The following is a 25,522-nucleotide window of genomic DNA, read 5'->3' as shown; positions in this document are numbered from 1 at the left end:
GGCAAGCCGCTCCGCATTGCGATGACGGCATCCACATTCCATGACCGCCTGGCGGATCCCCGCCGCGGCATCTCTCTTCAGGTCGTTCACGAAAATGAATCAGAACCTCTTCCGATTGGTGTATAGCCGGCCACGGGGCATGCTGGTGGCGGTCGCTGAAACGCTCAGCGCAGGCGCTCAGGCGGATGCCGGTCAGACACGACGCCTCGGTTCGGCCCGACAGGTGTCGCGGCGCCTCTCGTGCGTCTCGCTTTTCTCGATGCGATGCGTGGCCTTCGCCACCCTCGTGACATTGGGGGCAGTGCCCGTGCGGGTACTGGCGCAAGTGACGGGCGCGGGTGAGCGAGCCCCTTCCGTTGTGCAGACCCCGAACGGTCTCCCGCAAATCAATATCAACACGCCCAGCGCGGCAGGCGTGTCTCAAAACACCTATTCCCAGTTCGACGTGCCGCGCGGCGGCGCGATCCTGAACAACGCGTCCGTCATGACGCAGACGCAGCAGGCCGGGATGATCAACGGCAACCCGAACCTTGGCCCGGGCCAGTCCGCGAGGATTATTCTGAATCAGGTCAACAGCACTGCGCCGAGCCAGCTCAGAGGCTACCTGGAGGTCGCAGGCAGCCGAGCCGAAGTCATCGTGGCAAACGGGTCGGGGATCGTGGTCGATGGCGGCGGCTTCATCAACACCACGCGCGGCATTCTTACGACTGGCACACCGATCCTCGATGCCAACGGTGGGCTGCGCGGCTTTCAGGTGACGGGTGGCAGCATTGCCGTTCAGGGCGCGGGGCTGAACGCGAGCAACGTTGACCAGGTCGATCTCATCGCCCGCGCGGTGCAGGCCAATGCCGCGATCTACGGCAATGCGCTGAACGTCATCACCGGCACGAACCAGGTCGATCACGACACGCTTTCGGCGAGCGCTATCAGCGGCACGGGCGCCTCCCCGGGGGTCTCGATCGACGTCAGCGCGCTCGGCGGCATGTACGCCAACCGCATCACGCTGGTGGGGACGGAAAAGGGCGTCGGCGTGTCGAACGCGGGAGAGATCGCCGCGCAAGCCGGCGATCTCACGCTCACCAGTGCGGGGCAGCTCGTGCAGTCCGGCAAACTGAACGCCAGCGGCAACGTCGGGATCGACGTGGGCAGCGTTGCCAACAGCGGCACGATCTACGCAAAACAGAGCACGAGCCTCCGCGCGTCGGACATCGTCACGAACGACGGCACGCTGGCGGCACAACGAGATCTGTCCGTCATGGCGAGCCGCCTGACATCGACCGGCACGCTGGGCGCCGGCGTGAACGGCGACGGCTCGGTCGGCAGCGGCGGCGACCTCTCGGTAGCCACATCGGCTCAGCTCGACGTGAGCGGCCTGAGTGTGGCGGGCGGCAATGCGATGTTCACGGGTGGCGGGCTCAATCTCGCGGGCAGCGAAACGTCCGCAAACGGCGACCTGACGTTGACAGCCAGCGCCGGCGATCTGAACCTCGCTGGCGCGACCACGCGCGCAGCGGGGCAAGTGACCGCGCGAGTTGCGGGTGCATTGATCAACGACTACGGCACGCTCGCGGGGGTTCAAGGCGTGACGCTCAACGCGGCCCGTATGTCCAATGTGGCGGGCAAGATTGCGTCACAAGCCATGCTCATTGCACGAACCTCAGGGCAGTTGACGAACCTGGGCGGCGAAATCGTCTCGGCGGGCGCCATGCAGTTGCGCGGCGGCGCCATCGCAAACGACCGTGGCACCCTGCAGAGCGGCGCTGCGCTGTCCATTACGAGCGATTCGCTGAACAATACGGCGGGCCGCATCACCTCCCTGAATGGCGATGGTCTGACGGTCACCGTCACGGGTGCGCTCACGAACGCGATCGGCACGACCGCCACCGGGTCGCAGGGGGCGTAATCGGCGGCAATGGTGCCGTCACGCTCACCGCGGGGAGCGTTGCGAACCAAGGCACGGTGAGTGCACAGACGGACCTGCAAGTCGGCACAGCGTCGCTCGACAACCGCGATGGCACACTGCAAGCGGCGGGGAATGCGACGATCGACGCAGGCACGCACCTGACCAACAACCGCGGCAATATCATCGCGGGTCAGGCGGCTTCGGTGAGTGCGGCGACACTCAACAACAGTGCCGGGACCCTGCAGTCGACACAACTGTCGCTGGGTGCCACCCATCTCGTCAATCACGCGGGCACGATCACGCAGACGGGTGCCGCTTTGATGCGCGTCGCCGTCCTGGGCCTGCTCGACAATTCGGCGGGCGGCACGCTGCAGACGAATAGCGTGGATCTCACGTTGGCGCCGTCCATGCTCGATAACCATGGCGGCACGATCACGCACGCGGGCGCCGGCACGCTCACGATGAATGCCGGTAACGGGACCGGCACGCTCTCGAATGCGGGCGGCAAGATCACCAGCAACGGGCAGGTCGTCGCGCTGGCGGGGAGCCTGGACAACGCAGCGGGTCTGATCATGGCGCAGACCGGGCTCACGGCAACGCTTGGCGGCGCGGTCGATAACGCAAACGGCAAGCTGCTGTCGAACACCGACCTGACGCTCTCGAGCGACACGCTGGCGAACGATGGCGGCGAGATTGGCTCAGGCACGAACGAAACGATCCGCACCGGTTCACTGACAAACAAGGGCGGCGCCATCGTGGCGCCGAACCTGAGTTTGACGACGAACGCCACGCTGAACAACAGCGGCGGCAACGTGAAGGCGAACCAGTTGGCGTTGTCCGCGGCCGACCTTCTGAATCACGGCGGGACGATCACGCATTACGGGGCTTCGCCGATGACCGTCGACGTCAGGCATACGCTCGACAACTCGGCGGGCGGCACGATCCAGAGTCACGCCCAGGATCTGACGCTTGCGCCTGCCCTTCTCGACAACAGCGGCGGCAAGATCCTTGCTTCCGGAGCGGGACGCCTGACGATCGCGCCGGGCAACGGTGCGGGGACGCTGCTGAACGCACGCGGCGAGATCATTGCAGGCGGACAACTGGCGCTGAACGTCGGCCGCCTGGACAACGCGGCGGGCATGCTTGCCGCACGGGGCAACGCCACGGCGAAAGTGTCGGGTAACGTGAGCAACACGCAAGGGGTCGTGCGCTCGCTCGCGTCCCTGTCCGTTATCGGCAGTGGCACGCTCGACAATACGAATGGCCGGATCCAGTCGGGAACCGACGGCGACGACAGCACGCTCGCGGTGCAGGTCGCGTCCATCGACAACACTCGCGGTCTCATTGGCCATCTCGGCACGGGCGACGCGACGATTCAGGGCGGCACGTGGGTCGTCAACGGCGCTGGCGCGATCACGGGCAATGGTCGCGTGGACCTCAGGGCCTCGACCATCTCCAACACTTTGGGCGGACAACTGAGCGGCGCGACCGTCTCGATCGATGCCGACACGCTCGATAACACGGGCGGCGGTATCGGCAACCTGGCCGGTTCGCGCGGCGACGTGGCCATCAAGACGGCGGGTGCGCTCACGAATGCCAGCGGCCAGATCGGTGCGACGAACGACCTGAACGTGACGGCGGCAACACTTGCGGGCGGCGGCGCCTACGGTGCGGCTCACGATGTCGCGGTAAACGTCGAAGGCGACTTCGCGATGACGCCGGCGTTGAAGTTCGCGGCGGGGCACGAACTTGCGATTACGCTGTCCGGCACGTTCACGAACGACACCCGGGTGGAAGCGGTCGAGAACCTGAACATTACGGCGGGGGATATTGCCAACAGCGGCACGATGATGGCTGGCGGCACGCTCACGACGCACTCGAACACGCTGCAGAACACCGGCACCCTGGTGGGCGGCGAGGTGTCGCTCAATGCGGCATCGCGACTCTCGAACGTCGGTCCAACGGCGCTCATTGGCGCGACAAACAGCGAGGGGACGCTTGAACTGCTCGCGCCGATCATCGAGAACCGCGACGACACGACGGCCACTGATACGCAGGCGACCGCTGCCATTTATGGTCTTGGCCGCGTTGTCATCGCCGGGGGCAAGGACGCGAGCGGCAACTACACCAACGCACAACTGATCCGCAATCAATCGGCCCTGATCCAGTCCACACGCGATATGGCGCTGCACGCCAATCAGGTCACGAATACGCGGCGACAAATGCAGACGTCGGGCTTCACGTCGTCGGTCTCGGCGGATCTGCTTGCCAGTCTTGGCATCAGCCTGAGCGGGCGCACGGGGCAGGTCAATACGCGGGATCCCAACGCGATTGGCGGCGCATACCCCGAACCTCCCGGGAGCGGGAAATGGAACAGCGACTACATCTACACCAGCTATACCGGCGTGGCGGAAGCCAATACCGTGACGTCGATCAGCCCGAAGGCGCAAATCATCTCCGGCGCCAACCTGAATGCCGCGTCAGTCGATCTGTTTCAAAACTACTGGAGTGCGGTCTCGGCGGCGGGCGACATCGCGGCCCCCTCGACGCTGGACCAAAATAGCTGGAAAGGCCAGAACGCCCCGGTCATACGCGTCACCTACTCGGGGCACTATCACTACGACAACTACGACAAGAGCATCCGCGACTGGCAATTGCCGTTTGGCGACGCCAACTACCCGACGTATCGTCCGACGGGTTGGAATCGCTCCCCCGCAGATATCCGCACGTACACCTCGCCCGCCTACGAATCGACGTTTGTCGCAAACGGCAAGTTGACCGGGTCGGGGGTGAGCATCGACAACACAGCGGGCAATGCAGGCGTGCCATCCATCGGCCTCGTACCCGGCCAGTCGGTGACGGACGTGACTGTCGGCGTTGCGGGCGGCAACGCCAATGGAACCAGGATCGACGCGACATCGATTCAGACGAGTGTTGTGCGGGTCGATCCGATCATTGCGCGTGCCACGGCCGTCGACGTCATCGCCAACCTGACGATCCCGCGGGGCGGCCTGTTCCGCCCGGCCACGGCGCCGGACGCGGCGTACCTCATCGAATCGAATCCGGCCTTCACTGACGTCAGGCGCTTCATTTCGAGCGACTACTATTTCCGGCAGCTAGGGGTCAATCCGCAGACGACGGCAAAGCGTCTGGGGACGGCATGTACGAGCAGCAGTTGGTGCGGGACCAGATCACGGCGCTCACCGGCAAGGCAGTCCTCGGTCCCTTTACCGACATCGAGTCGATGTATCAGGCGTTGATGACGTCGGGTGCGGAACTCGCGAAGTCGCTGAACCTTTCGCCGGGCATGAGCCTGTCGGCGGCGCAGGTCGCCGCGCTCACCAGCAATGTGGTGGTCATGCAGACCCAGATCGTGGACGGACAGACCGTGCTGGTGCCGGTGGTCTATCTGGCGCAAACGAGTCAACAGCCAATGAACGGCCCGCTGATCGCCGCGGGTGACATCGACCTGAAAGACACGCAGACGCTCACGAACAGCGGCACGGTACAGGCAGATCGCACCCTCACGGTTGACGGCAAGTCCATCGACAACGCGTTCGGGTCGCTGCAGAGCGGCGGCCTGATGACGTTGACGACGGCGGGCGACATCGACATGAGTTCCGCCACGGTGAATGCCGGAAGTCTGGCACTCATGGCCGGCGGCGATCTTCTGCTGAACACGACGACGAACACACTCAGGCAGGACGGCGACGCGGGAGCCACACGCGTCACGACGACGCTCGGCCCCGTTGCGAATCTGAACGTGACGGGCAACGCCGCGATCGCGACGGGAGGCAACTTTGAGCAGAACGCGGGCAACTTGAACGTGGGCGGGAATCTCGCCATGGCCGTTGGTGGCAACTGGGAATTGGGCGCGGTGCAAACGGGCGAGCGGAAGTCGGTGCCGATCGGTAGCGGGGTGTCGGATACCGATCTGAACTCGGCGACAGGCAGCAACGTGACGGTGGGAGGCGTCGCGCAGATTGGGGTGGGCGGTGATCTGACCGCGACCGGCGCCAACCTGAACCTGAAGGGCGGCGGCGTGCTGGCCGCGAAGGGGGACGTGACGCTGCAGGCGTCGGTAGCGACCTCCACCTTCCATAGCAGCGGTACGGATGACGCCAATCGCGGCACCGCTGCGGAGGCACTGCGTACGTCGGACGACACGGTGATCGGTACTACGCTGCAAAGCGGCGACAGCCTCACGGTTGTCTCCGGCAAAGATATCAACGTGCTCGGCAGCGGTATCGCGCTCGAGAAAGGAACGGCGACGCTGGTGGCGGCGGGCGACGTGAATATCGGTGAGGTCACTGAGACGCACGAGTTTCACAGCCGCCGGGAAGACAGTAGCGGTGGATTCTTGAGTAGTACGACAACCGTAAGCACGACTGACACCAAGACCACTGTCGCCAACGGTAGCGTGATCTCCGCCGATAGCGTGGCGGTGGCGGCGGGCAAGGACATGAGCGTGCGCGGGAGCACGATTGTCGGTACCAAAGACGTTGCCCTTCAGGCCGGTCACGATGTGCGCGTCGAATCGACAGAGAACGTGAGCGAGATCCGCACATTCCGCGATGAGAAGCGATCGGGGTTCGGTTCGTCCGGCGGGGTGGGTATCTCCTACGGGAAGAACGAGCAGCGCGACCGCACCAATGACAGCAGCGTGACGCAGACGGGAAGTCTTGTCGGCAGCGTGAACGGCAACGTCAGCATAGTGGCGGGAAACGACCTTCTGGTGCGAGGCAGCGACGTCGTCGCTGGTGGGAACGTGGCGGGCATCGGGAAAAACGTCACCGTCGAGTCGGCAGTCAATCGCCAGCATCATGACGAGACGCACGAGACCAAGAGTTCGGGCTTCACGTTGGCGGTCAAGGCACCGGTGATCGATGCGGTGCAGAACGTCGCGAATCAGACGCGCGCGGCAGCCGACTCCGGCGGCGATGGGCGCGTTGCCGCCTTGCGGGGTTATGCGGCGGCCAGTGGTGCCGTTAGCGCGTTGGACCAAGGCAAGGCTTCGCTCGACGCACTCGCCCGCGGCGGAAAACCTGAAGCGAAGGTCGAATTGAGTTGGGGGTCTTCGAGCAGCAAGTCGACGTCTTCGGTCGACAGTACGCAGAACGTGTCGAGCAACATCACGGCCGGTGGGACGGCGGCGTTCGTCGCGACCGGTGACGCGGCGTCGGGGAAAGGCAGCATCAACATCATCGGCTCGAACATCGATGGGAAGGATGTTCTATTGCAAGCCAACAATCAGGTCAACCTGAGTCACAGCACCGACACCGAGTCGTCGCATAGCGAGAGCGAATCGAAGAGCGGCAGTATCGGGGTGTCTTACGGCACGAGCGGATGGGGCGTGTCGGCGTCGCTTTCGAAGTCGAACGGCGATGCCAACTCGGATTCAAAATTCCAAAACAACACGCATATCAACGCGAGCCGGACGGCGGTGATCGCAAGCGGTGGCGACACGAATATCGTCGGCGCGAACGTGAGTGCCGACAAGGTCATCGCGCGCGTGGGTGGGGATCTGAACGTCGCCAGCGTGCAGGACACGAGCGAGAGTTCTGCGCATCAGCAGAGCATGGGCGGTGGGCTGAGCGTCAGTATGGGGGGCGCATCCGGCAGCCTCAGTTTCTCCCGTGGAAATGCGAGCGGCAACTATGCGGGCGTGGAGGAGCAATCAGGAATTCAGGCGGGCGGCGGTGGGTTCGACATCGGCGTGATGGGGAACACCGATCTGAAGGGTGCCTACATTGCGAGCACGGCGGATCCGTCAAAGAATCAACTGACGACAGCCACGTTGACGTTCTCCGACATTGAAAACCATTCGGAATACAGCGCCAACAGTTTTGGTGTCGGTGGTGGGGCCACCGTTGGTAATGGCGGCGCGAATGAGCGTACGACGGGCAATAGTTCTGGCAAGAACACAGGTGGGATTTCTCCGATGTTGCCGCAAATGGAGAGCGGCAGCGAGCGGGCCACGACGCGCACCGGCGTAAGCGAAGGCACGATCACGCTGACGAACGAGGCAAATCAGACGCAGGATCTGGCGAGTTTGAATCGCGATACTGCTGACTTGAATGGGGCGGTAACTCGCACGCCTGATCTACAGGATCTGCTCAACGACCAGTCGCGTCTGATGCAAGCGGCAACGGCAGCGGGTGAGGCCGTGGCGCGCGACATCGGGCGCTATGCGGATAAGAAAAAAGACGAGGCGCTAAAGCTGGCGGAGAAGACCGACGATCCTACGTTGAAGGCTCAGTACTTACAGGAAGCGAAAGACTGGTCTGAAGGCGGCGACTATCGCGCGACGATGCACGCGGCGGGTGGGGCAATCGTGGCGGGTCTCGGGGAGGCAATGCGCTCGGCGGTGCGTTTGGTGCAGGGCTGACGTCGAAGCTTGGCGGTGCGCTGAATGAGCTTAGTAATGAAATCAAGAATGCCAGTCCGACAGGCAACGCCGATATCGATCAGGCATTGGCCCAGATTGTGGTCACGGGTGTAGGTACTGCGATAGGTGCGGTGGCAGGCGGGACTTCGGGGGCGTTTACTGGGTTCAATACTGATCGGTTTAATCGGCAGTTGCATCCGGATGAAATTCAGAGGATCAAACAGCTTGCAGAATACGATGAAGCTAAGGAGGCACGCCTAACGGCAGCGGCTTGTGCGTTGACAAGCTGTTATGCCGAGTATCCGGAAGAGAGTGCGGCTTACCAGCAACTCCAGAAGATCGCAGAATTCGGCGCAAGCGACGCTCTCTCAGGCGAACGCCAGCTTCTAGAAAAGCAGGTGAGCATGTTCGGCTATAGCACATCTGGCATGTTCAGCGACGCACACGTGGATGCCGCCAAGCAGTTGAACAATACGTACCAAATTACTAGACGCGGCTTGGGAGCGGGCCAAGCCGTCTTAGGCGCAGTGGGAATTGCTGGTGCCATAACGAGTGCTCCTGTTTCATGCGTGACCGGTGTTGGTTGCGTGGCTAATGCCTTTGTTGCGGGTGTAAGCGCGGACGCGATGTACGCTGGTTCGAAACAAGCGGTTTCGGGGCAATCGGAAGCGACCCTCCTGAATCAAGCCTTGAAGGGGTTAGGCATGTCGCCGCCGGCCGCAGGGCTGCTTGAAGCGGCCCTTGGCGTTGGCGGAGCAGCGACTGCTGGCGCGGTAGCAAACCAAGCAACAACGCGGGCGGCATTGTTAAATACTGCTGCCCGTGAAACGTATACGAACGCGGCCTTCTCGCCGAAGGGAGTGCCGTTCAGTTCCGGCATGATAGACAGCAATGCTGTTGTCCGTTCTATGTACAACGACTATCTACAGGCAGTGGGCGGAAACTCTCAACTCGCCGAAACGCTTACGGGGAACGCCGTTAGGTCTGGTCAGACACTTCCGACGGTTGTTCAACTCGGGAGAAATGATGAGCTGATTCGGCTTGTTCCGTTTGGGAATAATCCAGGCGTCAGTTCTTTCTATATGTCACGCGCACAGTATGATTTGTTTATTGGCCAAAGTGCGAGCGCAACTTCGGTCGCAAATGCGTTGGGGTTGCCCGCATCGAGTTTTGCCAACGGCGGTATCAAAGGATTTCAAGCCTTCTCAATTCAACCACAGCCTGGAGTATTAGCGACGGCTTACCAAAGCACTATCGCACCTGTCAGCCAAGGGCAGTTCACTGCTGCGGGAGGCTTAACGCAATATATCGTGCCGAATCTTGGGAGCTTTACTCCTCCCAAGGCCATCCAGGGTGGGATTATTCGCTAGGAAGCAATCATGCTCATGTTGTCCACCTATCTTGCAGAACAAGCTAGTCGCACCGAGGACTTGCTTGTCCAGATTGCTGAGCGCAACGAGAACATTCGGAACTTATACAGAAGCCGATTGATGCAGATCATTTATGAAATTAGATCAAGAAAACTCCAAGCGCCCAGTGATGCGTTGGCCGGATATTGGTATTACTTCTCACCGGAAGGACCATGGCAAATATGGGAAACTTTTCCTGATTTAGTTTCATCGATTTCCGCTTTAATTAATTTGCTTCAATTGAATAATGATGCTGAGTTTATTGTTTATTGCCGTCGACATAAAATTAATATTAGTCGATCGATATACTAATTTCTTGCCAAAGATAATTTTGATTATTTAGAGCGTCCTCCATCGATATGCTTGGTTGCGAAGAAATCAAAAGTCGTCACATTATCGAATTGACTCTGCTTCAGCCTAAAATTCTATTGTCGCGCCTTTGAGCGACCAGATCATCGCAGCGGCAGTCCTGTATTTCAAATACTCTTGACCCACCGACAACGAGCTTCTATTGGGAAGAAAAGGTGATAGCCGGCGTCACACCACGTTTATGCCCATGCAACGGAAGCGAAAATCAACACAATTTAATTTAAAACTAAATCAAAACAATGAAACCAGAAACAAATACAAAAAATCAACCTAGCAAGAATTTCAACAATAACAATCCTTGCACTTGGATTTCTGACTTTTCCATTTTTAAAATATATTCCCAGCGAATATCAGTGGGTTTCAGCCGCTCATGTGCTCGCACTTGTCTTTTCGATTATTTTTGTAATTGGAGCTTTTTATCGATGCCAAAATTGCAAATCAATTCCTCACGGAAAAGCAATCCCGTATGTTGATTTATTATCAAGAAAATGCCCTTCCTGCGGACACTCACTATGTGCTCGACGAATAAAATTAAAATAACACACGAATAAAATCTAACCAGATGGATATGCACCGCACTAATTTTCACCGGAATCGGCATGTCGCATTTTACTTTCAAATACACCACACCCTCAATATTCAGCACACTTCTAGCATTATTTGGATTTTAACTCATGATAATTGGCGGCTTAAACAGCCGCGCACGTACATTGAATATCCGACCTTTCGATGCAAGCTATACAGAAGCCAGAAAAACTTACGACCTACCGGATGATGAACAGGAGAAATTCTGACTGGTTTCTTGTTCGGCATCGGCAAGCGGCAAGGGCGTCATTCGCGCGACCATCAATAGCCCTTACGAATGCACAGCACGCGGCTTTTTTATCCGGGAAAGGATGGTATGCATTCCCCCGAATACACTTGGCGTGATCGCCGGCACAGTTGGAGGCAGCGTCATTCAAGAAATGGCGACGTCAATTTCGATACCATCCGGCAAGGGACAGAAAAAATGATTCGTTGGCTTATCGCATTTTTTGGAGCATGGGGAATTTGCCTTGCCGGGATATATTTGGCATGGATCGTCGGCCTGACCATACACTGCTTATTTATTCCAGGATGCGCCAAGGAATTGAGCATCGACTTTTTGACCTCCTCCGTAAATATTAAATCGGTCATGACAAGAGGAACCCTACTTACAATTGCCCTTATTGCAATTTCTTGGATAAACCTAAAGAGAATCGAGTAAAAAACATCCCGATTTTGACCTTTATCTTTTCCGACGTTAACAGGACTGATGGAGAGTTCATGATCGTCGGATTACCAGTACAAACTAAAAATATCACGCATTGAGAGTGAGACGATCACGCTGACCGATGAAGCGAACTAGACGCAAGATCTGGCGTGTTTGAAATCGCGAAAATGAAGTGGCTGGAGCAGGCGCAACGAAAAAATAATGAATATTCGATTCGTAGAAGATGGGAACCTGAGTGCGTGGGTGCGTCTACTACTCACCCTCGTTGGCATTGCCATTGCCGTTGCAGCAATTGAAATCGATTTCTCCGTTGTTTGGGCGCGCGCGCTCCTGTTGATTGGATTCACAGTCGCACTTGTCGGCGGAATGACGAGCCGCGCCAAAATTCTCAAAATCAAACCCTTCGATAGTCGCTACAAGAAAGCCCGTAATTCGTATCGCTCAAAGCGCGACGATGAGGACGGGTCTTGACGAGGACTTTGGCGAGGTAGTCGGACCTGAATAATCGTGCGAGGCGTATGCAGTAAGGCTGTGAAGCCGAAACGGTGTTGTTGGATTTGCAAGAAGCGGGCATATTGATGCGTGAATCCTGCAAATCCTGACGAGGTGTGGATGGGTCCGAAGACGCTGGTGCCAGAGGGAGATTTCTTCCGCCAACCGCTGCGCGAGCAGATCAACTTGAAGCATCCGTTGGTTCGCCTTGCCGATCTGATCGACTGGGAGCGGTTGAACGCGGCGATGAGTGCGAGCTTCGTGTCGCATCGCGGGCGACCGGCAACGTCGCCGCGTTTGATTGCAGGGCTGCTGTACTTGCAGCACGCGTTCGATCTGTCGGATGAAGAGGTGGTATGGCAATGGCTTGAGAACCCGTACTGGCAAGTGTTCACCGGCGAGACGTACCTGCAGACGCAGCCGCCGATTGATCCGTCGAGCCTGACGCGCTGGAGGAAGCGTCTGGGCGAGGCTGGTGTTGAGGAACTGCTCGCCGAGACCATCGAGGCGGCCAAACGAGGGAACGTCATCAAGACGTCGAGCCTGAAGCGGGTAATCGTTGATACGACGGTCATGGAGAAGGCGATCGCGCATCCCACTGATTCGCGCCTGCTCGAACGTTGCCGGGAACATCTGGTGAAGGCTGCTGAGCGGCATGGGCTGAAGCTGCGGCAGAACTACAACCGCGAAGCGCCACGACTGGCAGGCCAGATCGGTCGCTACGCCCATGCGAAGCAGTACAAGCGGATGAAGAAAGCGCTGCGCACGTTGCGTTCGCGAGTGGGACGCGTGATGCGCGACGTCGAGCGGCAACTGGACGACGTTGCACAGCCAAGCCGGGCGTCGCTGGAAGATCTGATTGGCCGCACGAAGCGCATTCTCACGCAGAAGCAGAAGGACAAGAACAAGCTGTACGCGCTGCATGCGCCGGAAGTGGAGTGCTTGGCCAAGGGCAAAGCTCGTAAGCCGTACGAGTTCGGCGTGAAGGTGTCGATCACGACGACGCACAAGGAAGGTCTCGTAATCGGCGCGCGCTCGATGCCGGGTAATCCGTACGACGGGCACACGTTGGCCGAAGCGTTGGAGCAGGCGGCGATCTTGAGCGACGTTCAGCCGCAGATCGCCGTCGTCGATCGCGGCTACAAGGGTGTCGCCATTGACGGTGTGAAGGTCTATCACCCGGGGCTGCGACGCGGTATCACGCGAGGCTTGCGCGCGATGATCCGGCGGCGCAGCGCGATCGAGCCAGCCATCGGACACATGAAGGCAGATGGAAAACTCGATCGCAATTGGCTCAAGGGTGCGCTCGGTGATGCAATGCACGCGGTGCTGTGCGGCGCAGGCCACAATCTGCGGATGATCCTGCGCAAGCTGCGGCTTTTTTACGCCCTGATTCTCGTCGCTTTGCTTGGCTTCGAAACCGCTACGCCGTCGGCAGCGTGAACTCATTTGCCGAGCAAAATGAATTGTTCAGGGCCGACGAGGTAAGGTCAACAGCCACCGAGATTGGGGTGGGTGTCGGCGGACCGACAAGAAGGGTAATTCTTGAGGGGAGCGCCGGCACAAGCGCCGCCCCTATATACGAACTCCCGGTAAAACAGTAATCCCATGCTGAGCCAGCAAATCCTTGGATACCCAATCAAGTACTACGTTGCGATACTTACTATCGCATTGTGGCTGTGTATCCTCACTTACACGTTGATAAGGAATCCTTCAACGACTGACGCAAATCACAGGATGGTCATGATGAAAGCAGACATGACGGAAATTCTCGCAAACGGGGGGCTATCGTCCACCGACATGAAAACGCGAAGTTTGGTACCGCACTTCTGTTTGCACTAATTCGGAAAGACTCGTGGTCGTATGAGCTTCGCGAGCAGAATATCGCGACGTTAGTTGACATGGGCTGGAAATTACTCCCGGCCACATCCGCTTCATTCTGCAAGCATGGTGTGCTCGCCGAAATTCAACAAAACGCTGGGGATTACGAAAACATCCCAACCGTTCTCATATCCATGAAGTACAACGCGGCAACTCTCAAGGCCTGTAGATAATTAATGGCCACAACTCAACCACGCACGTGGCATCGCGATGTCCCCTCATCCACTTAAAGTTGGCACTCGCAACGACCGAAGGTCAACGGAAATGCCCCGCGGCTCGACGCCTTGACGTTCCATCTGGAGCTGTCGGACCCGGCGATGCAGCACCGTCTCACCGACGCCACCCGAACGGTTTACCTCCATATGGCTATGGCCCCGGTCGAGCATCCGGCACACGGCCTGCTATTTGAAATCCGGGAAAAACGTACGTCGTTGCTTGGTCATCAGACACCTCTACATGGCGAGCGTTCTCGCCTAAATCATTGTCCAGAAGCATTAGGCGACTAAATACTGCGATCGAGCTCGGTGTATGCAGTCCTGGCTGCGTGGGTTTCAGCGTCGTCCCGTGGATTCGAGCAACGCCAGTAGGCAACGGCGAAAATAAGTCAATGGAGGCATGCGATGGTTCGTGGTCCGTCCGAAGAGGAATACAAGAACTTCACGTCACGCGGGAAGATTATCTATTGGACATGCTTCGGCATCACTTTTTCCGTTTTTGTAGGGTTGCTTCTGAAGAGATTTATATTTTAAGCAAACGGGCACACGCATGGTCTGCGTTGATGTCGTCCTAGTGGCCGACAGACAAGTGTAATGACCCAGGGACACCTGCTTAGGTTAAGCGCATAACGCGAATGCTTCAGTTGGGTTTTTTATCTTCCGCGTCCATCTCGTCAACGTTGCCGGCAGCGGCGATCGGAATAGCGCTTGACGTCAGAAAGGCGACTTTCCGGCCGACGCACTACTCCCGTCCGCCAAGCTTAGCGAGCCCGCCGCCCCTCACGCGCTCCGGTTGCATCCATTACATCGGTTACGTTCGTTACGTCGTTATGCCGAGAATACTCATCGATTAGCGATTACGCTTCGGGGCATGAATCACCGCGCTTTACCATGAGGCGCAACCGGCCTGCTGTACCTTTGTGCCTCATGCGTCCCAAGCGCCTGCCTACACGGAGACGACCCTAGATGACAAAGCCCTATCTCACCGTTTTCGCCGCACTCGCTGCGACCGCCGCCATCACCTGGATGACGTTCAGCGCGCGCAGTTACGCCGCCGAGCCGCAAGCACAGGTCCAGACCAATCCCCGGCAAGACGAAATCAAATCGCTCGTCGACAAGACCATCACCCCGTTGATGGCCCGGCAGGACATTCCCGGCATGGCCGTCGGCGTCGTCTACGACGGGCATGCCTACGTCTTCAATTACGGCGTGGCCGACAAGAAGGCCAACACACCCGTCACGGCCGACACGCTTTTCGAGCTGGGTTCGGTCAGCAAGACGTTCACGGCGACGCTAGCCGCTTATGCGCAAAGCGTCGGTGCCCTCTCGCTCACCGACAAGACCAGCCACTTCGTCCCCGAACTTGCAGGCACGCCTTTCGGCGACGTGAAACTCGTCAATCTCGGCACGCACACGACCGGCGGCATGCCGCTTCAAGTGCCGGACAACGTTCATAGCACCCACGACATCCTGCAATACCTCAAGTCATGGAAGCCGGCGAAACCCACCGGCACGGTGCGCACCTATTCGAACGTGAGCATCGGTGCCCTCGGCTGGATCACCGCACGCGCCATGCACGGCGACTTCGCAACACTCGTGACCGAGCACGTCTTCAAGCCACTCGACATGCAGCACACCTACCTCCGGGTGCCGAAGGATCAGCAGGCCAACTACGCGTGGGGATATGGGAAGGATGGCAAGCCGATTCGCGTCTCACCAGGTGTGTTCGATCAAGAGGCGTATGGTGTGAAGACGACGGCGAGCGACCTGCTGCGGTTCGTTCGCGCCAACCTCGGACAGCCAGTGCAGGACGACCGGCTGCGGCAAGCGATCAGCGCGACCCACACGGGCTACTTCTTCGACAAGCCGATCACGCAGGACCTGATTTGGGAGCAGTACACGTATCCGGTCAGCGTCGATGCACTGCTTGACGGCAACTCGGCCCGAATGGCTTACGAGCCAACGGCCGTTCGCGAACTAGCGCCGCCTATGGCCCCCACGCCCGTCGCCTGGATCAACAAGACGGGTTCGACGAACGGCTTCGGCGCTTATGTCGCCTTCGTCCCGTCGAAGCAGATGGGCATCGTGCTGCTCGCAAACAAAAACTACGCGATGGGCGAGCGCATCCGCGCGGCGCACGACATTCTGACCACCCTCGACGGGGGTGCACACACCTCCCCCGCAGGGAAGTAACGACGTGCACGGCTGCGGGCGTCCTCGCCCGCGCCCTCTTTGTGATTCAGGGTCAGCGCTGAAGCCCCCGAGGCTTTGGCGCCGTAACGCGACATCGCGCAAACGCCTGCACACACGACCGCAGCAATGCCCTGGCGCCTTAACTCCCAACACCTCGACAACGCAAGGTCTTGACGGCCCAGCACCTCAACGCTTTAACTACCTACCAACCCACCTGCCGTACGCCTCACCGCCCGAACACTTGCTCAAGCGCCGCCGCCATATCCTCGATCAGATCCTGCGGGTCTTCCAGACCGATATGCAGACGCACGATCGGGCCGGCAGACGTCCAGTCCTCGCACGTGCGCGTGCCCGCCACGTTCGATACCGTCGCCAGGCTCTCGTAACCGCCCCACGACGCCCCGATGCCGAATAGCTCAAGCGCATCGACGAAGCGGTCCGCTTGCGCCGTCGTCGCATTGGCAAACTCGAACGAAATCAGACCGTTCGTGCCCACACAATCCCGTTGCCACAGCGCGTGCCCCGGATGCGTCGGCAACGCCGGGCAGAACACCCGCGCCACGTCGGGCAGACTGCCGAGCCAATGCGCAACTTCCAGCGCATGACGCTCGTGCATCTGCAAGCGCGCCGCCAGCGTGCGCGTACCGCGCAGCACCAGATATGCGTCGTCCGGACTCACGGCCACGCCCTGCGCATCGGCCATCGTCGAGAGCGTCTGCCAAACGTCCTGCGTCGTGGTGACCGTCCCCATCATGACGTCGGAGTGCCCGCTCAGGTATTTCGTCGCCGCCATGACCGAAACGTCGGCCCCCAACATGAGCGGACGGCACTGCACGCCCGAGCCCCACGTGTTGTCCGCCACGAGCAACGCACCGTGGCGATGCGCCAGATCCGCCAGCGCCGGAATGTCGCACAACTCGTACACGAGCGATCCCGGCGTCTCCACATAAATCATCTTCGTGCTGGGCGTCATGTGCTCGGCAGCATCAGTGCCGTCGGCACGGAAGTAGCTCACATTCACGCCCCACGGCTTGAGAAACGTCTCCACGAAGTGGCGCAGCGGTTGGTACACGCAGTCCGAGATCAGCACATGGTCGCCGGGGCGCACGTAAGCGAGAAACACCATCGAAATCGCTGCGAGCCCGGTCGGGAAGAGGCGCGTGCGATAGCCGCCTTCCAGGTCGGCAACGACATCCTCCAGCGCAAAGCCCGTCGGATTGCCGCGCGCACCGTAGGTGAACATACGCTCAGTGCCGCGACGGCGGCGCGCGTCGTTCATCTCGTCCATCGTATCGAACAGCACGGTGGAAGCGCGCACCACCGGCGGATTGACAGCGCGACCGCCAACCACGGCGGTGTGCGTGCCACCCTTGACCAGGCGGGTAGCGAGACGTTTGGGAGGCGATTGTCGAGACATGATCGAGCGTGGGGGATAGGATTTTGAAGGATTCGAAGGTTTCGAACGAGTCAGAAGATAACGCGTTGGCGTGCGCAACCGGCGCACACGCCAACGCCGTGGCTTACTTCGCGACGGCAGGCTCACCGATACGGAACGCGCCGCGCTCCCGGTCGTCGAGCTGGGCGAGCAAGCCAGTCTCCCACGCGAGATACTGGCGTGCCGCCGCCTTGTTGCCGTCGTGACGATCGTGAACGAAGAACAGATAGTCGATGCATTCGGCATCTGCCGGCAATTCTGGCGTGCTCTCCACCGGCTGACCCGCTGCGGCCCAAGCCTTGAAGCCGCCCTTGAGCAACGAGACCATGCGCGCGTCGTTTGCATGCGTGCGCCGCCAGTCCGCCGCGAACAGTTCCGCGATGCCGCGCTCGTCCGCGACGAGCACGATGTTACGCGACGCAGGCAGGTTCGGCAGCCGCGGGCGAATCGCCCACTGCGCACCCGGCACATGCTCGCGACGGTAGCTCATGCTCGAGCGCAGATCGACGACCGTGACACGCTCGTCGGCCAGTGCCGCGGCGAGCGTCGCGACATCGATCTCGGGCAGCATCGTGTCCACGGCCGGCGCATGGCACGGCAGCGACGCACCGCTGGCGAGTCCGCCGCGCAATACATAGGCATCATGCCCCAACTGACGCAGCCAGCTCGCCACGATCGGCGCGCGCACCCCATCGTTGTCGAACAGCACCACCCGGGCATGACGCACGCCCACGTATTGATCCGTCGCCTGAATCAACTGGCCGCCCGGCGTGTGCTGCGCACCGGGCAGCGACCCAGCGGCAAATTCTTCCGGCGTGCGCACGTCGCACAGGAACAGCGTGCGCGACGTGTCCGTGGCCCATTGCGCAAACGTCGCGGCCTCCACCTCGGGCACCGAGAAGCGCTCGGCCAGCGCACCGCTCGCTTCGCGCATCAGCGCAAGGCTCGACGGCGCGACCGCGTCCGGATAGCGGCGCGTGCTGCCATGCTCCAGCGGCAAATCTTCCAGATACCAGCCCTGCGTGCCGTTTTCCAGCGCCATCACCGGGTTGGGAATGCCGAGGTTGATGAGCGTCTGGGCGCCGATGATGCTGCGCGTGCGTCCGGCGCAGTTCACGACGATGGGCGTGGTGGGGTTCGGCGCCAGCTCGCGAATGCGATAGCCGAGCTCGCCGTTCGGGCAGCAAATCGACGACGGGATCGTCATCTTCAGGTATTCGCTCACGGGACGCCCGTCGAGAATTACCACATCGTCACCGCGCTCGCGCATGGCGGCCAGCTCGCGCGCCGTCACACGCGGCGTGTGATACGCCATCTCCACCAGCTCGCCGAAGGTCTTCGACGGCACGTTCACACCGGCAAACAGTCGAAAGCCCGCCTGTTGCCAGGCGACGGTACCGCCTTCGAGCACATGCACGTCGGTATAGCCGAGTGCAGCCAGACGTTGCGCCGCCTGCACCGCGACGCTCGCATCGGTGTCATAGAGCACCACGCGGGCGTCGCGTCGCGGCGCGAGCCGCACGATGTCGAGTTCGAGGCGGCTGTAGGGCAGCGTCACGCCATAGAAGAGGTGCGCTTCGCCGTACTCGCCATGCTCGCGCACGTCGAACACGGCGATCTCGGCGCCGTCGTGCAGCCATTCCTTGAGGCGGGCGGGCGGCACAAAGTGAGGAGTAAACGAGGTCATAGCGTTGCGTCGATTGTCAGGTTCCGCCCGGCCATTCCCAAAGCGTAGGGATGAGCAGGCCCGCACCGCCCGGCGGGGCGATGTGGAAAGGGAGCGCGAGGAACACTCGCGCCGTCAGGAGGTTTGCCGCCGGTTCGCGCCGGCGGTCACTGCGGTATTAGCGGCGGGTCTTCACGCCGATATCCATGACTTGATACGTGCCCTTGGCGAGATCGAACGTGATGCGCTCGGTGAGCGTCTCCAGCGCACGGCCGTACATGTGCAGGTGGCGGATCGGTGCGTCGCCCTGGATCTCGACGGCATGAATGTCCTCCGACGCCAGCGCAATGCCGTGCCCCGGATCGACCACGACGGTGTCGCTCACTTCCAGCGTGCCGACGCCGGGCGTCTTGCCGTCGTCGGTACGGCGGTAGACGTAGTTGTATTCGACCCCTTCGACCGCCGCGATGCAGGCCCACGTTGTATGGTTGTGCGGCGTGATCTTCTTGCCCGGACGCATGACGTTCAGGTACAGCGCGTAGGTCTTGTCCGCATCTTCGTGAATCAGGTAACGCGTTTGCAGTTCGCCATCGGCCGGCGGCGGGAAGTCGGCCTCGTTCCACAGCGCCGCGCGCGCGGCGAGCGATTTGACCTGATCGAGTACGGCGGCCAGCGCGGGGCGCGTCTCGCCCTCAGGGCCAGCGACGCCTTCATGGCTGCAATGGCGTCGCCGACGGCGGCCTGACGTTGTTCGGCAAGGGTAGGCGTGGACATGATGAAGTCTTCTCCGTAGTACGTTGTTTTGCGATGGTCCCGATGGGAACACGGTCGCATATTCGGGTATGGCGTATGTGTCGTAAGCGTCGTCTGTACGTCGTCTGCGTCGTGCTTATCGGGTAGCCGTCAAGCGGGCACGGCGTCACGCGGCATGCTGATCATCGGCGACGGACGCAGCACGTCCTGCAGGAATCGCTGCGCACGTGCGTGCTTCGGCTGGCTGAAGAATTCCGCCGGCGGCGCGTCTTCGAGCAACTGTCCCTGGTCCATGAACCAGACGCGGCTCGACACGTCGCGCGCGAAACCCATCTCGTGCGTGACGATCATCATTGTCAGCCCCTCCTCCGCCAGTGAGCGCATCACTTGCAGCACCTCCTGCACCATCTCCGGATCGAGGGCGCTCGTCGGCTCATCAAACAACATGAGCGGCGGCTTCATGGCAAGCGCGCGGGCAATGGCCACACGTTGCTGCTGACCGCCCGAGAGGTTGGCCGGCATGGCGTCGATCTTGTGGGCGAGGCCCACCTTGGCGAGCAACGTCTCGGCCTGGGCCGTGGCTTCGTCGCGCGACAGGCCGAGCACTTTCGTCGGTCCGAGCATCAGGTTCTGGCGCACCGAGAGGTTCTGAAACAGATTGAAGCTCTGGAACACGAAGCCGATGCGGGCGCGCAACTGATTGAGCTTGATGTCGCGCGCAGTGACGTCCTTGCCCTCGAAAAGGATGCGGCCTTTCTGGATGGCTTCGAGCCGCGTGACGGTACGAATCAGCGTCGACTTGCCGGAGCCCGACGGGCCGCACACGACCACGACTTCGCCGCGCCCGATGGTGGCGTCGATCCCCTTCAGGACGTGATGCTCGCCGTAATACTTATCGACCTTCTCGAATGCGAGCATGGTCATGATCGCGTTCTCCTTCTTGAATCCTGCGTTCACGCCAACCCCGCGCGCTGACGAGCAATACGACGCTCGAGCCAGCCAGCGAAGCGCGAAATGGCGAAACACAACACGAAATAGAAAGCTGCGAGCACGAGGAACGTCTGCAGCGGCTTGGTCAGCACGATCGTATTGACCTGCGCGGCCGAGTAGGTCAACTCGGGCACGCCGATCACATAGGCGAGCGATGTCGCCTTGATGATCGACACGAACTGGTTCACGATCGACGGCAGCATGTTCGCGAGCGCCTGCGGCAATTGCACGTAACGCATGCTTTGCAGCCACGACAGCCCGTTCGAGCGCGCCGCTTCCATCTGGCCGCGCGGCAGGCCTTCGAGGCCGGCACGCACGATCTGCGACAGGAAGGCGCTCTCGTAGACGATGATCGCGCACACGGCCGTGGTGAATGCCGATACCTCGGCGCCCACGAGCAGCGGCACAGCAAAGTACGCCCAGAAGATGATCATCAGCAGCGGGATGCCGCGCACCAGCCGCGTCCATACACCGGCCACACGTCGCAGCCAGCGCAGCGGCGAGACTTGCGCCATGCCGATCACCACCGCGATCGGGAATGACATCACCAGCCCGAGCGCCGAGAGAATGAGCGTGATCGCCACGCCGCCGAGCGGGCCGTTGGGCCAGCTCCCGACGAGGAACAGCGCGAGATAGTCATGCAGGATCTCGTACATCGTCTCAAACTCCCGAGGGTGCCGTACGGCGTTTGGCAACGTGCTCGGAGAGCGCCATCAAGGCCAGCGTGCCGATCAGATACAGGATCGTCGCCACCATGAACACATCGAACGTGCGGAACGTCAGGTTGTCGACCTGACGCGTGCGATACATCAGTTCGTGCACGCCAATCGCCATCGCCAGCGAGCTGTTCTTGAAGAGCAGCAGCGCCTGGTTGAGCAACGCCGGCGTCGCCACGCGAATGCCCTGCGGCAATACGACGTAACGGAACGACTGCAAATACGTGAGACCGATCGACCACGCAGCTTCCTGTTGCGTATGCGGAATCGCGCGCAGTCCCGAGCGCAGGTCTTCGGAGATGAACGCGCCGGCATTGAGCGCCAGCGCGAGCGTTGCGAAGACGAACTCGGTGTTTCCGGCGTTGATCCAGTCACGCAGGCCTTCGGGCAGCAGTTGCGGCACGCCGAAGTACCACACGAGTATCTGCACCAGCACCGGCACGTTGCGGTGATACTCCACCACTACGATCACGAAGCCCTTGAAGAGCTTCACCGGCAGGGCGCGCAACGTGGTGAGCACCACGCCCACCACGATTGCCAGCAGCCCCGAGACCACGAACAGTTGGAGCGTGGTCAGCACCCCGTCGCGAAACAGCTTCAGGTAGCCGTCTTCGAGCAGAAACGAAAGATCGAACATTACGCCGCGTCTCGCTTACTGCACCTTGATCGGCTCGACCTTGTAGTCGCGCGTGAACTTGTAGACCGACTTGTTGCCGAGCCACTTGTCGAAGCTGTCCTGCAAACCATTCGACTTGTCGTAGTCGACCAGAATCTTGTTCACCGCGGCGAGCAGCGCGGGTTCGTTCTTGTTGGTCACCACGCCCCAACGTTCTTCGAAGACCGACTTGGTGAGCAGTCGATACTGCTGACCGCCCTTGGCGGCAGCTTCGTTGGCGAAGCGCGCCAGAATCAGTTGGCCCGCCACCAGCCCTTCGACCTTGCCTTGCTGCAGCGCGAGGAACGCCGACGAAATGTCGTGGAACGTGAGCAGGTTTGAATCGGGCAAACGCGTGACCGATACGGCGGCCGAGCTGGATCCCTCGGACGCGGCGATTTTCTTGCCGGCGAGCTGATCGAGCGTCTGCACCGGCGAGTCGGCGCGCACCAGCACGCGAATCGGGGCAACGAAGTACTGGTCGCTGAAGTCAACCTGTGCGGCACGGGCCGGCATCCAGGCGACGGCGGCGGCCAGCACGTCAACGCGATGTGTCTTGAGTTCGGGGATGCGGGCGTCGGTCGACAGCGCACGGTGTTCGAGCTTCACGCCCAACCCCTTCGCGATCGCGTTGCACACGTCAACGTCGAATCCGACGATCTTGCGCGTGGCCGCGTCGGGAAACGCATACGGCTCGCTGGCGTTCTGCGTGCCGCAAACAAGCGTGCCGCGCGCCTTGATGTCGGCCAGTTGGTCAGCGTGTGCGACGCCCGTGATGGCGAGTGTCGCGAACAGCGCGGCTGCAAAGTGTCGTTGCCACATGATCCTGAGTCTCCTTGAGTTCGACCGAAGGGCGAATCGATGATCAGGGGGGCCGGTCAACGCCGGCTCACCACCGATTACATAAATATTGCTTGAGTGTCAGGCAGGTTATCGACCAAAATTCCCGAGAACAATTTAATTTTTATCTCGAAAACTTAAGCCGCTCTGAAGTATCAACCCAAAACCCATGCGAAATCTGGATATCGATCTGCTGCGCACTTTCGTGGCGATAGCGCAGCACGAGACCTTTGCGGCAGCCGCCACGCGCGTGGGACGCACGCAGTCCGCGATCACCCAGCAGATGCAGCGGCTCGAACAGGAGATGGGGTGCGCGCTGTTCGAAAAGCAGGGCCGGCAGAAGGCGATGACCGCCGACGGCGTGCGGCTGGTCGCCTATGCGAACAAGATTCTGGCGCTCAACGATCAGGCCGTGCAGGTCATGCAAACGCGCGGACCGGTGGAGAAGCTGCGCATCGGGTCGCCGCACGACGTGGCCGACTCGATTCTGCCGAGCATGCTGCGGCGGCTATCGAAGCTTTCGGCGGAATTGCAGTTGGAGATCATCGTCGGACGCAGCCCGCATTTGATGGATGCCTTGCGCGACAAGGCGCTGGATCTGGCGATCTCGACACGCTACGACGAAGCCTTCCCCGGCATCAAGCTGCGCACTTCGCCGATGGTGTGGATCTGCGCCGATGACTTCATCTTCAATTCGTCCGCGCCTGTACCGCTGGTAATGGCCGACGAACTGAGCCTGTTCCGCCGCCTGTCCATCGAGCGGCTCAACGCGGCGGGCATCGCCTGGCGCACGAGCTTCATCTCGCCAACGCTCACCGGCATCAGGGCGGCGATCAGCGCGGGCCTCGGGGTGACGGCTCGCACCACCGAGCTGCTCGATGCGAACATGCGCGTGCTCTCCGAAGCCGACGGCCTGCCGCGCTTGCCCGACGTCGCGTTCTATCTCTACGTGCAGCCGACGTGTACGAGTCAGGTCCTGCGCGAATTGTTCGAGTCGACCGAGCACATCGCCACGCGCTTCGGTCCGCCGTTTCTGATCGGCGAGTAATCGGCGGCGCGCCTCCGATCCGCGGGAAGCCGAATCGGGGATATACTGCCCCTAGTATGTACGTGCTAACATTTTTGGCCATTTGATCGACACAGACAGGAGCGCGACAGACCGTGCACACGATTCGGGAAAAGCACAAGTTGCTGGCACGCGTACGTCGCATTCAGGGGCAGGCGCAGGCGTTGGAGCGTCAGTTGAACGAAGAGGGCGACTGCATCGAGATTCTCCAGCAGATCGCGGCGATTCGCGGGGCGGTCAACGGCTTGATGGGCGCGGTCATCGAAGGCCATCTCGTCGATCACCTCGTCAATGAATCCGAGCAGACCCACCGCGAGGCCGAACTGGCCCCCGTGCTTCACGTCATCAAGGCCTATCTGAAGTAGCCGACACCCGCCCATGCTTCGTTTCGAAAATCTCGCCAAACGCTTCGGCACTTTCACGCTTTTCGAGCACCTGAGCTTCCGCGCCGGGCGCGGTTGCTTTGCTCTGCGCGACGAAGGGGGCGGCGGCAAGACCACGCTGCTCGGCATGCTCGCCGGCACGGTCGTGCCGGACGATGGTCGGGTCTGGATCGACGGACACGCCATGCATGACGCCCCTGCCCAGGCCAAGGCGTCGCTCGCCGTGGTGCCGTTCGACTGCCTGGGCGAGCCGTCGCAAACCGGACGTGGCTTTCTCGAGCAGCGCGCCGCCGACAGGCAAACGCACCTGAGTGCCAGCGTGCTCGATCTGGCCGAGCGGTTTGGTCTGATGCCGCATATGGAAAAGCGCTTCGACCAGATGTCGCTCGGCACGCGTCGCAAATTCTATTTGACCGCCACCCGGTTCGGTGCGCCGCGCGTGATTCTCGCGGACGAGCCCAGCGGCGGTCTCGATGGCCCCTCCCGCGCCGTGTTGATCGACTTGTTCACTGCCCTCGGCCAGGACGGCTGCGTATTCTTCTCGACCCACGACGACGCGCTGGCGGACGGTTGCCACGCGACAACGCTCGGCTTCCCCGATCTCGCGCGCGCCAGCGCCCTCTGAATTCCCGCTCGCCCTCCTGTGCGCCGCAAGGCGCGCTCATGCGTTGGTCCGTGGGTTCGTTCATCCGTCAAAGGCGTCGATGACGTACGACAGGCGTGCCGATCGTCGCGAGGCGCCACCGTTGAACGCCGATAGACCCCCATTGACCTGCCCGCATTAAAGTTTCCGCCTCCCCCAGCCGTAAGGCCAGAGAGTAATGCAGCAATGTATCAATGCGACGGCGCAGGTGGCACCGCCCGGCCCGTCGCCTCCCCCCATTCAACGGTCCGCGCGCGGGCCTACCGATGAAAG

The 25,522-nt window shown here is 60.8% G+C and carries 17 protein-coding genes and 1 pseudogene; 11 read left to right on the top strand and 7 right to left on the bottom strand.

The window, feature by feature from the left end:
* The first annotated feature begins 94 nt into the window (after positions 1 to 94).
* The 8 genes from DRB87_RS00450 (at position 95) to blaPNC (ending at position 16,102) form a co-directional block, all read left to right on the top strand.
* Positions 95 to 1,903 (top strand): filamentous hemagglutinin N-terminal domain-containing protein, encoded by a 1,809-nt coding sequence (locus tag DRB87_RS00450; RefSeq protein WP_165385214.1) that lies wholly within the window; start codon positions 95 to 97, stop codon positions 1,901 to 1,903.
* A 56-nt stretch (positions 1,904 to 1,959) separates the two neighbouring features.
* The gene (locus DRB87_RS00445; RefSeq protein WP_130024447.1) at positions 1,960 to 5,163 is read left to right on the top strand and encodes a hypothetical protein; all 3,204 of its coding nucleotides are present in this window, start codon (positions 1,960 to 1,962) and stop codon (positions 5,161 to 5,163) included.
* Entirely contained in the window at positions 5,064 to 8,291 is a 3,228-nt protein-coding gene (locus DRB87_RS00440) for a hemagglutinin repeat-containing protein (RefSeq protein WP_130024446.1), read from the top strand. The genes DRB87_RS00445 and DRB87_RS00440 overlap by 100 nt, the downstream gene beginning before the upstream one ends.
* An 86-nt stretch (positions 8,292 to 8,377) precedes the next feature.
* Positions 8,378 to 9,661: a hypothetical protein gene (locus tag DRB87_RS00435; protein WP_130024445.1), complete on the top strand. Its 1,284-nt coding sequence runs from the start codon at positions 8,378 to 8,380 to the stop codon at positions 9,659 to 9,661.
* A 9-nt stretch (positions 9,662 to 9,670) separates the two neighbouring features.
* Positions 9,671 to 10,012 (top strand): hypothetical protein, encoded by a 342-nt coding sequence (locus DRB87_RS00430; protein ID WP_130024444.1) that lies wholly within the window; start codon positions 9,671 to 9,673, stop codon positions 10,010 to 10,012.
* 1,510 nt (positions 10,013 to 11,522) lie between these two features.
* Positions 11,523 to 11,792, top strand: coding sequence for a hypothetical protein (locus tag DRB87_RS00425; protein WP_130024443.1), 270 nt, complete (start codon positions 11,523 to 11,525; stop codon positions 11,790 to 11,792).
* A gap of 141 nt (positions 11,793 to 11,933) precedes the next feature.
* Positions 11,934 to 13,256 carry an IS5 family transposase gene (locus DRB87_RS00420; protein ID WP_130024442.1) on the top strand — a complete coding sequence of 441 codons (1,323 nt, stop codon included), beginning with the start codon at positions 11,934 to 11,936 and terminating at the stop codon, positions 13,254 to 13,256.
* Positions 13,257 to 14,875: 1,619 nt separating this feature from the next.
* Positions 14,876 to 16,102, top strand: a complete 1,227-nt coding sequence (gene blaPNC, locus DRB87_RS00415; RefSeq protein WP_130024441.1) for a PNC family class C beta-lactamase — start codon at positions 14,876 to 14,878, stop codon at positions 16,100 to 16,102.
* Positions 16,103 to 16,328: 226 nt separating this feature from the next.
* On the opposite strand, the gene metC is transcribed toward blaPNC, so the two are convergent.
* From metC to DRB87_RS00380, 7 genes and pseudogenes are all read right to left on the bottom strand, one after another.
* Positions 16,329 to 17,519 (bottom strand): cystathionine beta-lyase, encoded by a 1,191-nt coding sequence (gene metC, locus DRB87_RS00410; RefSeq protein ID WP_130024440.1) that lies wholly within the window; start codon positions 17,517 to 17,519, stop codon positions 16,329 to 16,331.
* Between the two features lie 103 nt (positions 17,520 to 17,622).
* Positions 17,623 to 19,224, bottom strand: coding sequence for a rhodanese-like domain-containing protein (locus tag DRB87_RS00405; RefSeq protein WP_130024439.1), 1,602 nt, complete (start codon positions 19,222 to 19,224; stop codon positions 17,623 to 17,625).
* 157 nt (positions 19,225 to 19,381) lie between these two features.
* Positions 19,382 to 19,977, bottom strand: a pseudogene (locus DRB87_RS00400) (hypothetical protein).
* 129 nt (positions 19,978 to 20,106) lie between these two features.
* Positions 20,107 to 20,874 (bottom strand): amino acid ABC transporter ATP-binding protein, encoded by a 768-nt coding sequence (locus tag DRB87_RS00395; protein ID WP_150606822.1) that lies wholly within the window; start codon positions 20,872 to 20,874, stop codon positions 20,107 to 20,109.
* Positions 20,875 to 20,909: 35 nt separating this feature from the next.
* Complete coding sequence (locus DRB87_RS00390) at positions 20,910 to 21,602, bottom strand: amino acid ABC transporter permease (protein WP_130024438.1); 693 nt, start codon at positions 21,600 to 21,602, stop codon at positions 20,910 to 20,912.
* Positions 21,603 to 21,606: 4 nt separating this feature from the next.
* Positions 21,607 to 22,299 (bottom strand): amino acid ABC transporter permease, encoded by a 693-nt coding sequence (locus tag DRB87_RS00385; protein ID WP_130024437.1) that lies wholly within the window; start codon positions 22,297 to 22,299, stop codon positions 21,607 to 21,609.
* 15 nt (positions 22,300 to 22,314) lie between these two features.
* On the bottom strand, positions 22,315 to 23,139 hold the full coding sequence (locus DRB87_RS00380; protein ID WP_017231481.1) for a transporter substrate-binding domain-containing protein: 825 nt from the start codon (positions 23,137 to 23,139) through the stop codon (positions 22,315 to 22,317).
* 187 nt (positions 23,140 to 23,326) lie between these two features.
* On the opposite strand from DRB87_RS00380, the gene DRB87_RS00375 reads away from it, so the two are divergent.
* The 3 genes from DRB87_RS00375 (at position 23,327) to DRB87_RS00365 (ending at position 25,231) form a co-directional block, all read left to right on the top strand.
* The gene (locus DRB87_RS00375; RefSeq protein ID WP_130024436.1) at positions 23,327 to 24,205 is read left to right on the top strand and encodes a LysR substrate-binding domain-containing protein; all 879 of its coding nucleotides are present in this window, start codon (positions 23,327 to 23,329) and stop codon (positions 24,203 to 24,205) included.
* 113 nt (positions 24,206 to 24,318) lie between these two features.
* Positions 24,319 to 24,588, top strand: a complete 270-nt coding sequence (locus DRB87_RS00370) for a metal/formaldehyde-sensitive transcriptional repressor (RefSeq protein WP_130024435.1) — start codon at positions 24,319 to 24,321, stop codon at positions 24,586 to 24,588.
* Between the two features lie 13 nt (positions 24,589 to 24,601).
* On the top strand, positions 24,602 to 25,231 hold the full coding sequence (locus DRB87_RS00365; RefSeq protein WP_130024434.1) for an ATP-binding cassette domain-containing protein: 630 nt from the start codon (positions 24,602 to 24,604) through the stop codon (positions 25,229 to 25,231).
* Positions 25,232 to 25,522 lie beyond the last annotated feature (291 nt).

The organism is Pandoraea sp. XY-2 (assembly GCF_004193915.1).
In the GTDB taxonomy this organism is placed as follows: Bacteria; Pseudomonadota; Gammaproteobacteria; order Burkholderiales; family Burkholderiaceae; genus Pandoraea; species Pandoraea cepalis.
Note: the sequence above shows the minus strand (reverse complement) of the source record. Positions and strands in the feature narration are given on the sequence as shown.

Bases quoted from the DNA above. Each gene is read 5' to 3' on its own strand.
- DRB87_RS00450 (WP_165385214.1), top strand. From the start codon at position 95: ATGAATCAGAACCTCTTCCGATTGGTGTATAGCCGGCCACGGGGCATG.
- DRB87_RS00440 (WP_130024446.1), top strand. From the start codon at position 5,064: ATGTACGAGCAGCAGTTGGTGCGGGACCAGATCACGGCGCTCACCGGC.
- DRB87_RS00430 (WP_130024444.1), top strand. From the start codon at position 9,671: ATGCTCATGTTGTCCACCTATCTTGCAGAACAAGCTAGTCGCACCGAG.
- DRB87_RS00425 (WP_130024443.1), top strand. From the start codon at position 11,523: ATGAATATTCGATTCGTAGAAGATGGGAACCTGAGTGCGTGGGTGCGT.
- DRB87_RS00420 (WP_130024442.1), top strand. From the start codon at position 11,934: ATGGGTCCGAAGACGCTGGTGCCAGAGGGAGATTTCTTCCGCCAACCG.
- blaPNC (WP_130024441.1), top strand. From the start codon at position 14,876: ATGACAAAGCCCTATCTCACCGTTTTCGCCGCACTCGCTGCGACCGCC.
- metC (WP_130024440.1), bottom strand. From the start codon at position 17,519: ATGTCTCGACAATCGCCTCCCAAACGTCTCGCTACCCGCCTGGTCAAG.
- DRB87_RS00405 (WP_130024439.1), bottom strand. From the start codon at position 19,224: ATGACCTCGTTTACTCCTCACTTTGTGCCGCCCGCCCGCCTCAAGGAA.
- DRB87_RS00395 (WP_150606822.1), bottom strand. From the start codon at position 20,874: ATGCTCGCATTCGAGAAGGTCGATAAGTATTACGGCGAGCATCACGTC.
- DRB87_RS00390 (WP_130024438.1), bottom strand. From the start codon at position 21,602: ATGTACGAGATCCTGCATGACTATCTCGCGCTGTTCCTCGTCGGGAGC.
- DRB87_RS00385 (WP_130024437.1), bottom strand. From the start codon at position 22,299: ATGTTCGATCTTTCGTTTCTGCTCGAAGACGGCTACCTGAAGCTGTTT.
- DRB87_RS00380 (WP_017231481.1), bottom strand. From the start codon at position 23,139: ATGTGGCAACGACACTTTGCAGCCGCGCTGTTCGCGACACTCGCCATC.
- DRB87_RS00375 (WP_130024436.1), top strand. From the start codon at position 23,327: ATGCGAAATCTGGATATCGATCTGCTGCGCACTTTCGTGGCGATAGCG.
- DRB87_RS00365 (WP_130024434.1), top strand. From the start codon at position 24,602: ATGCTTCGTTTCGAAAATCTCGCCAAACGCTTCGGCACTTTCACGCTT.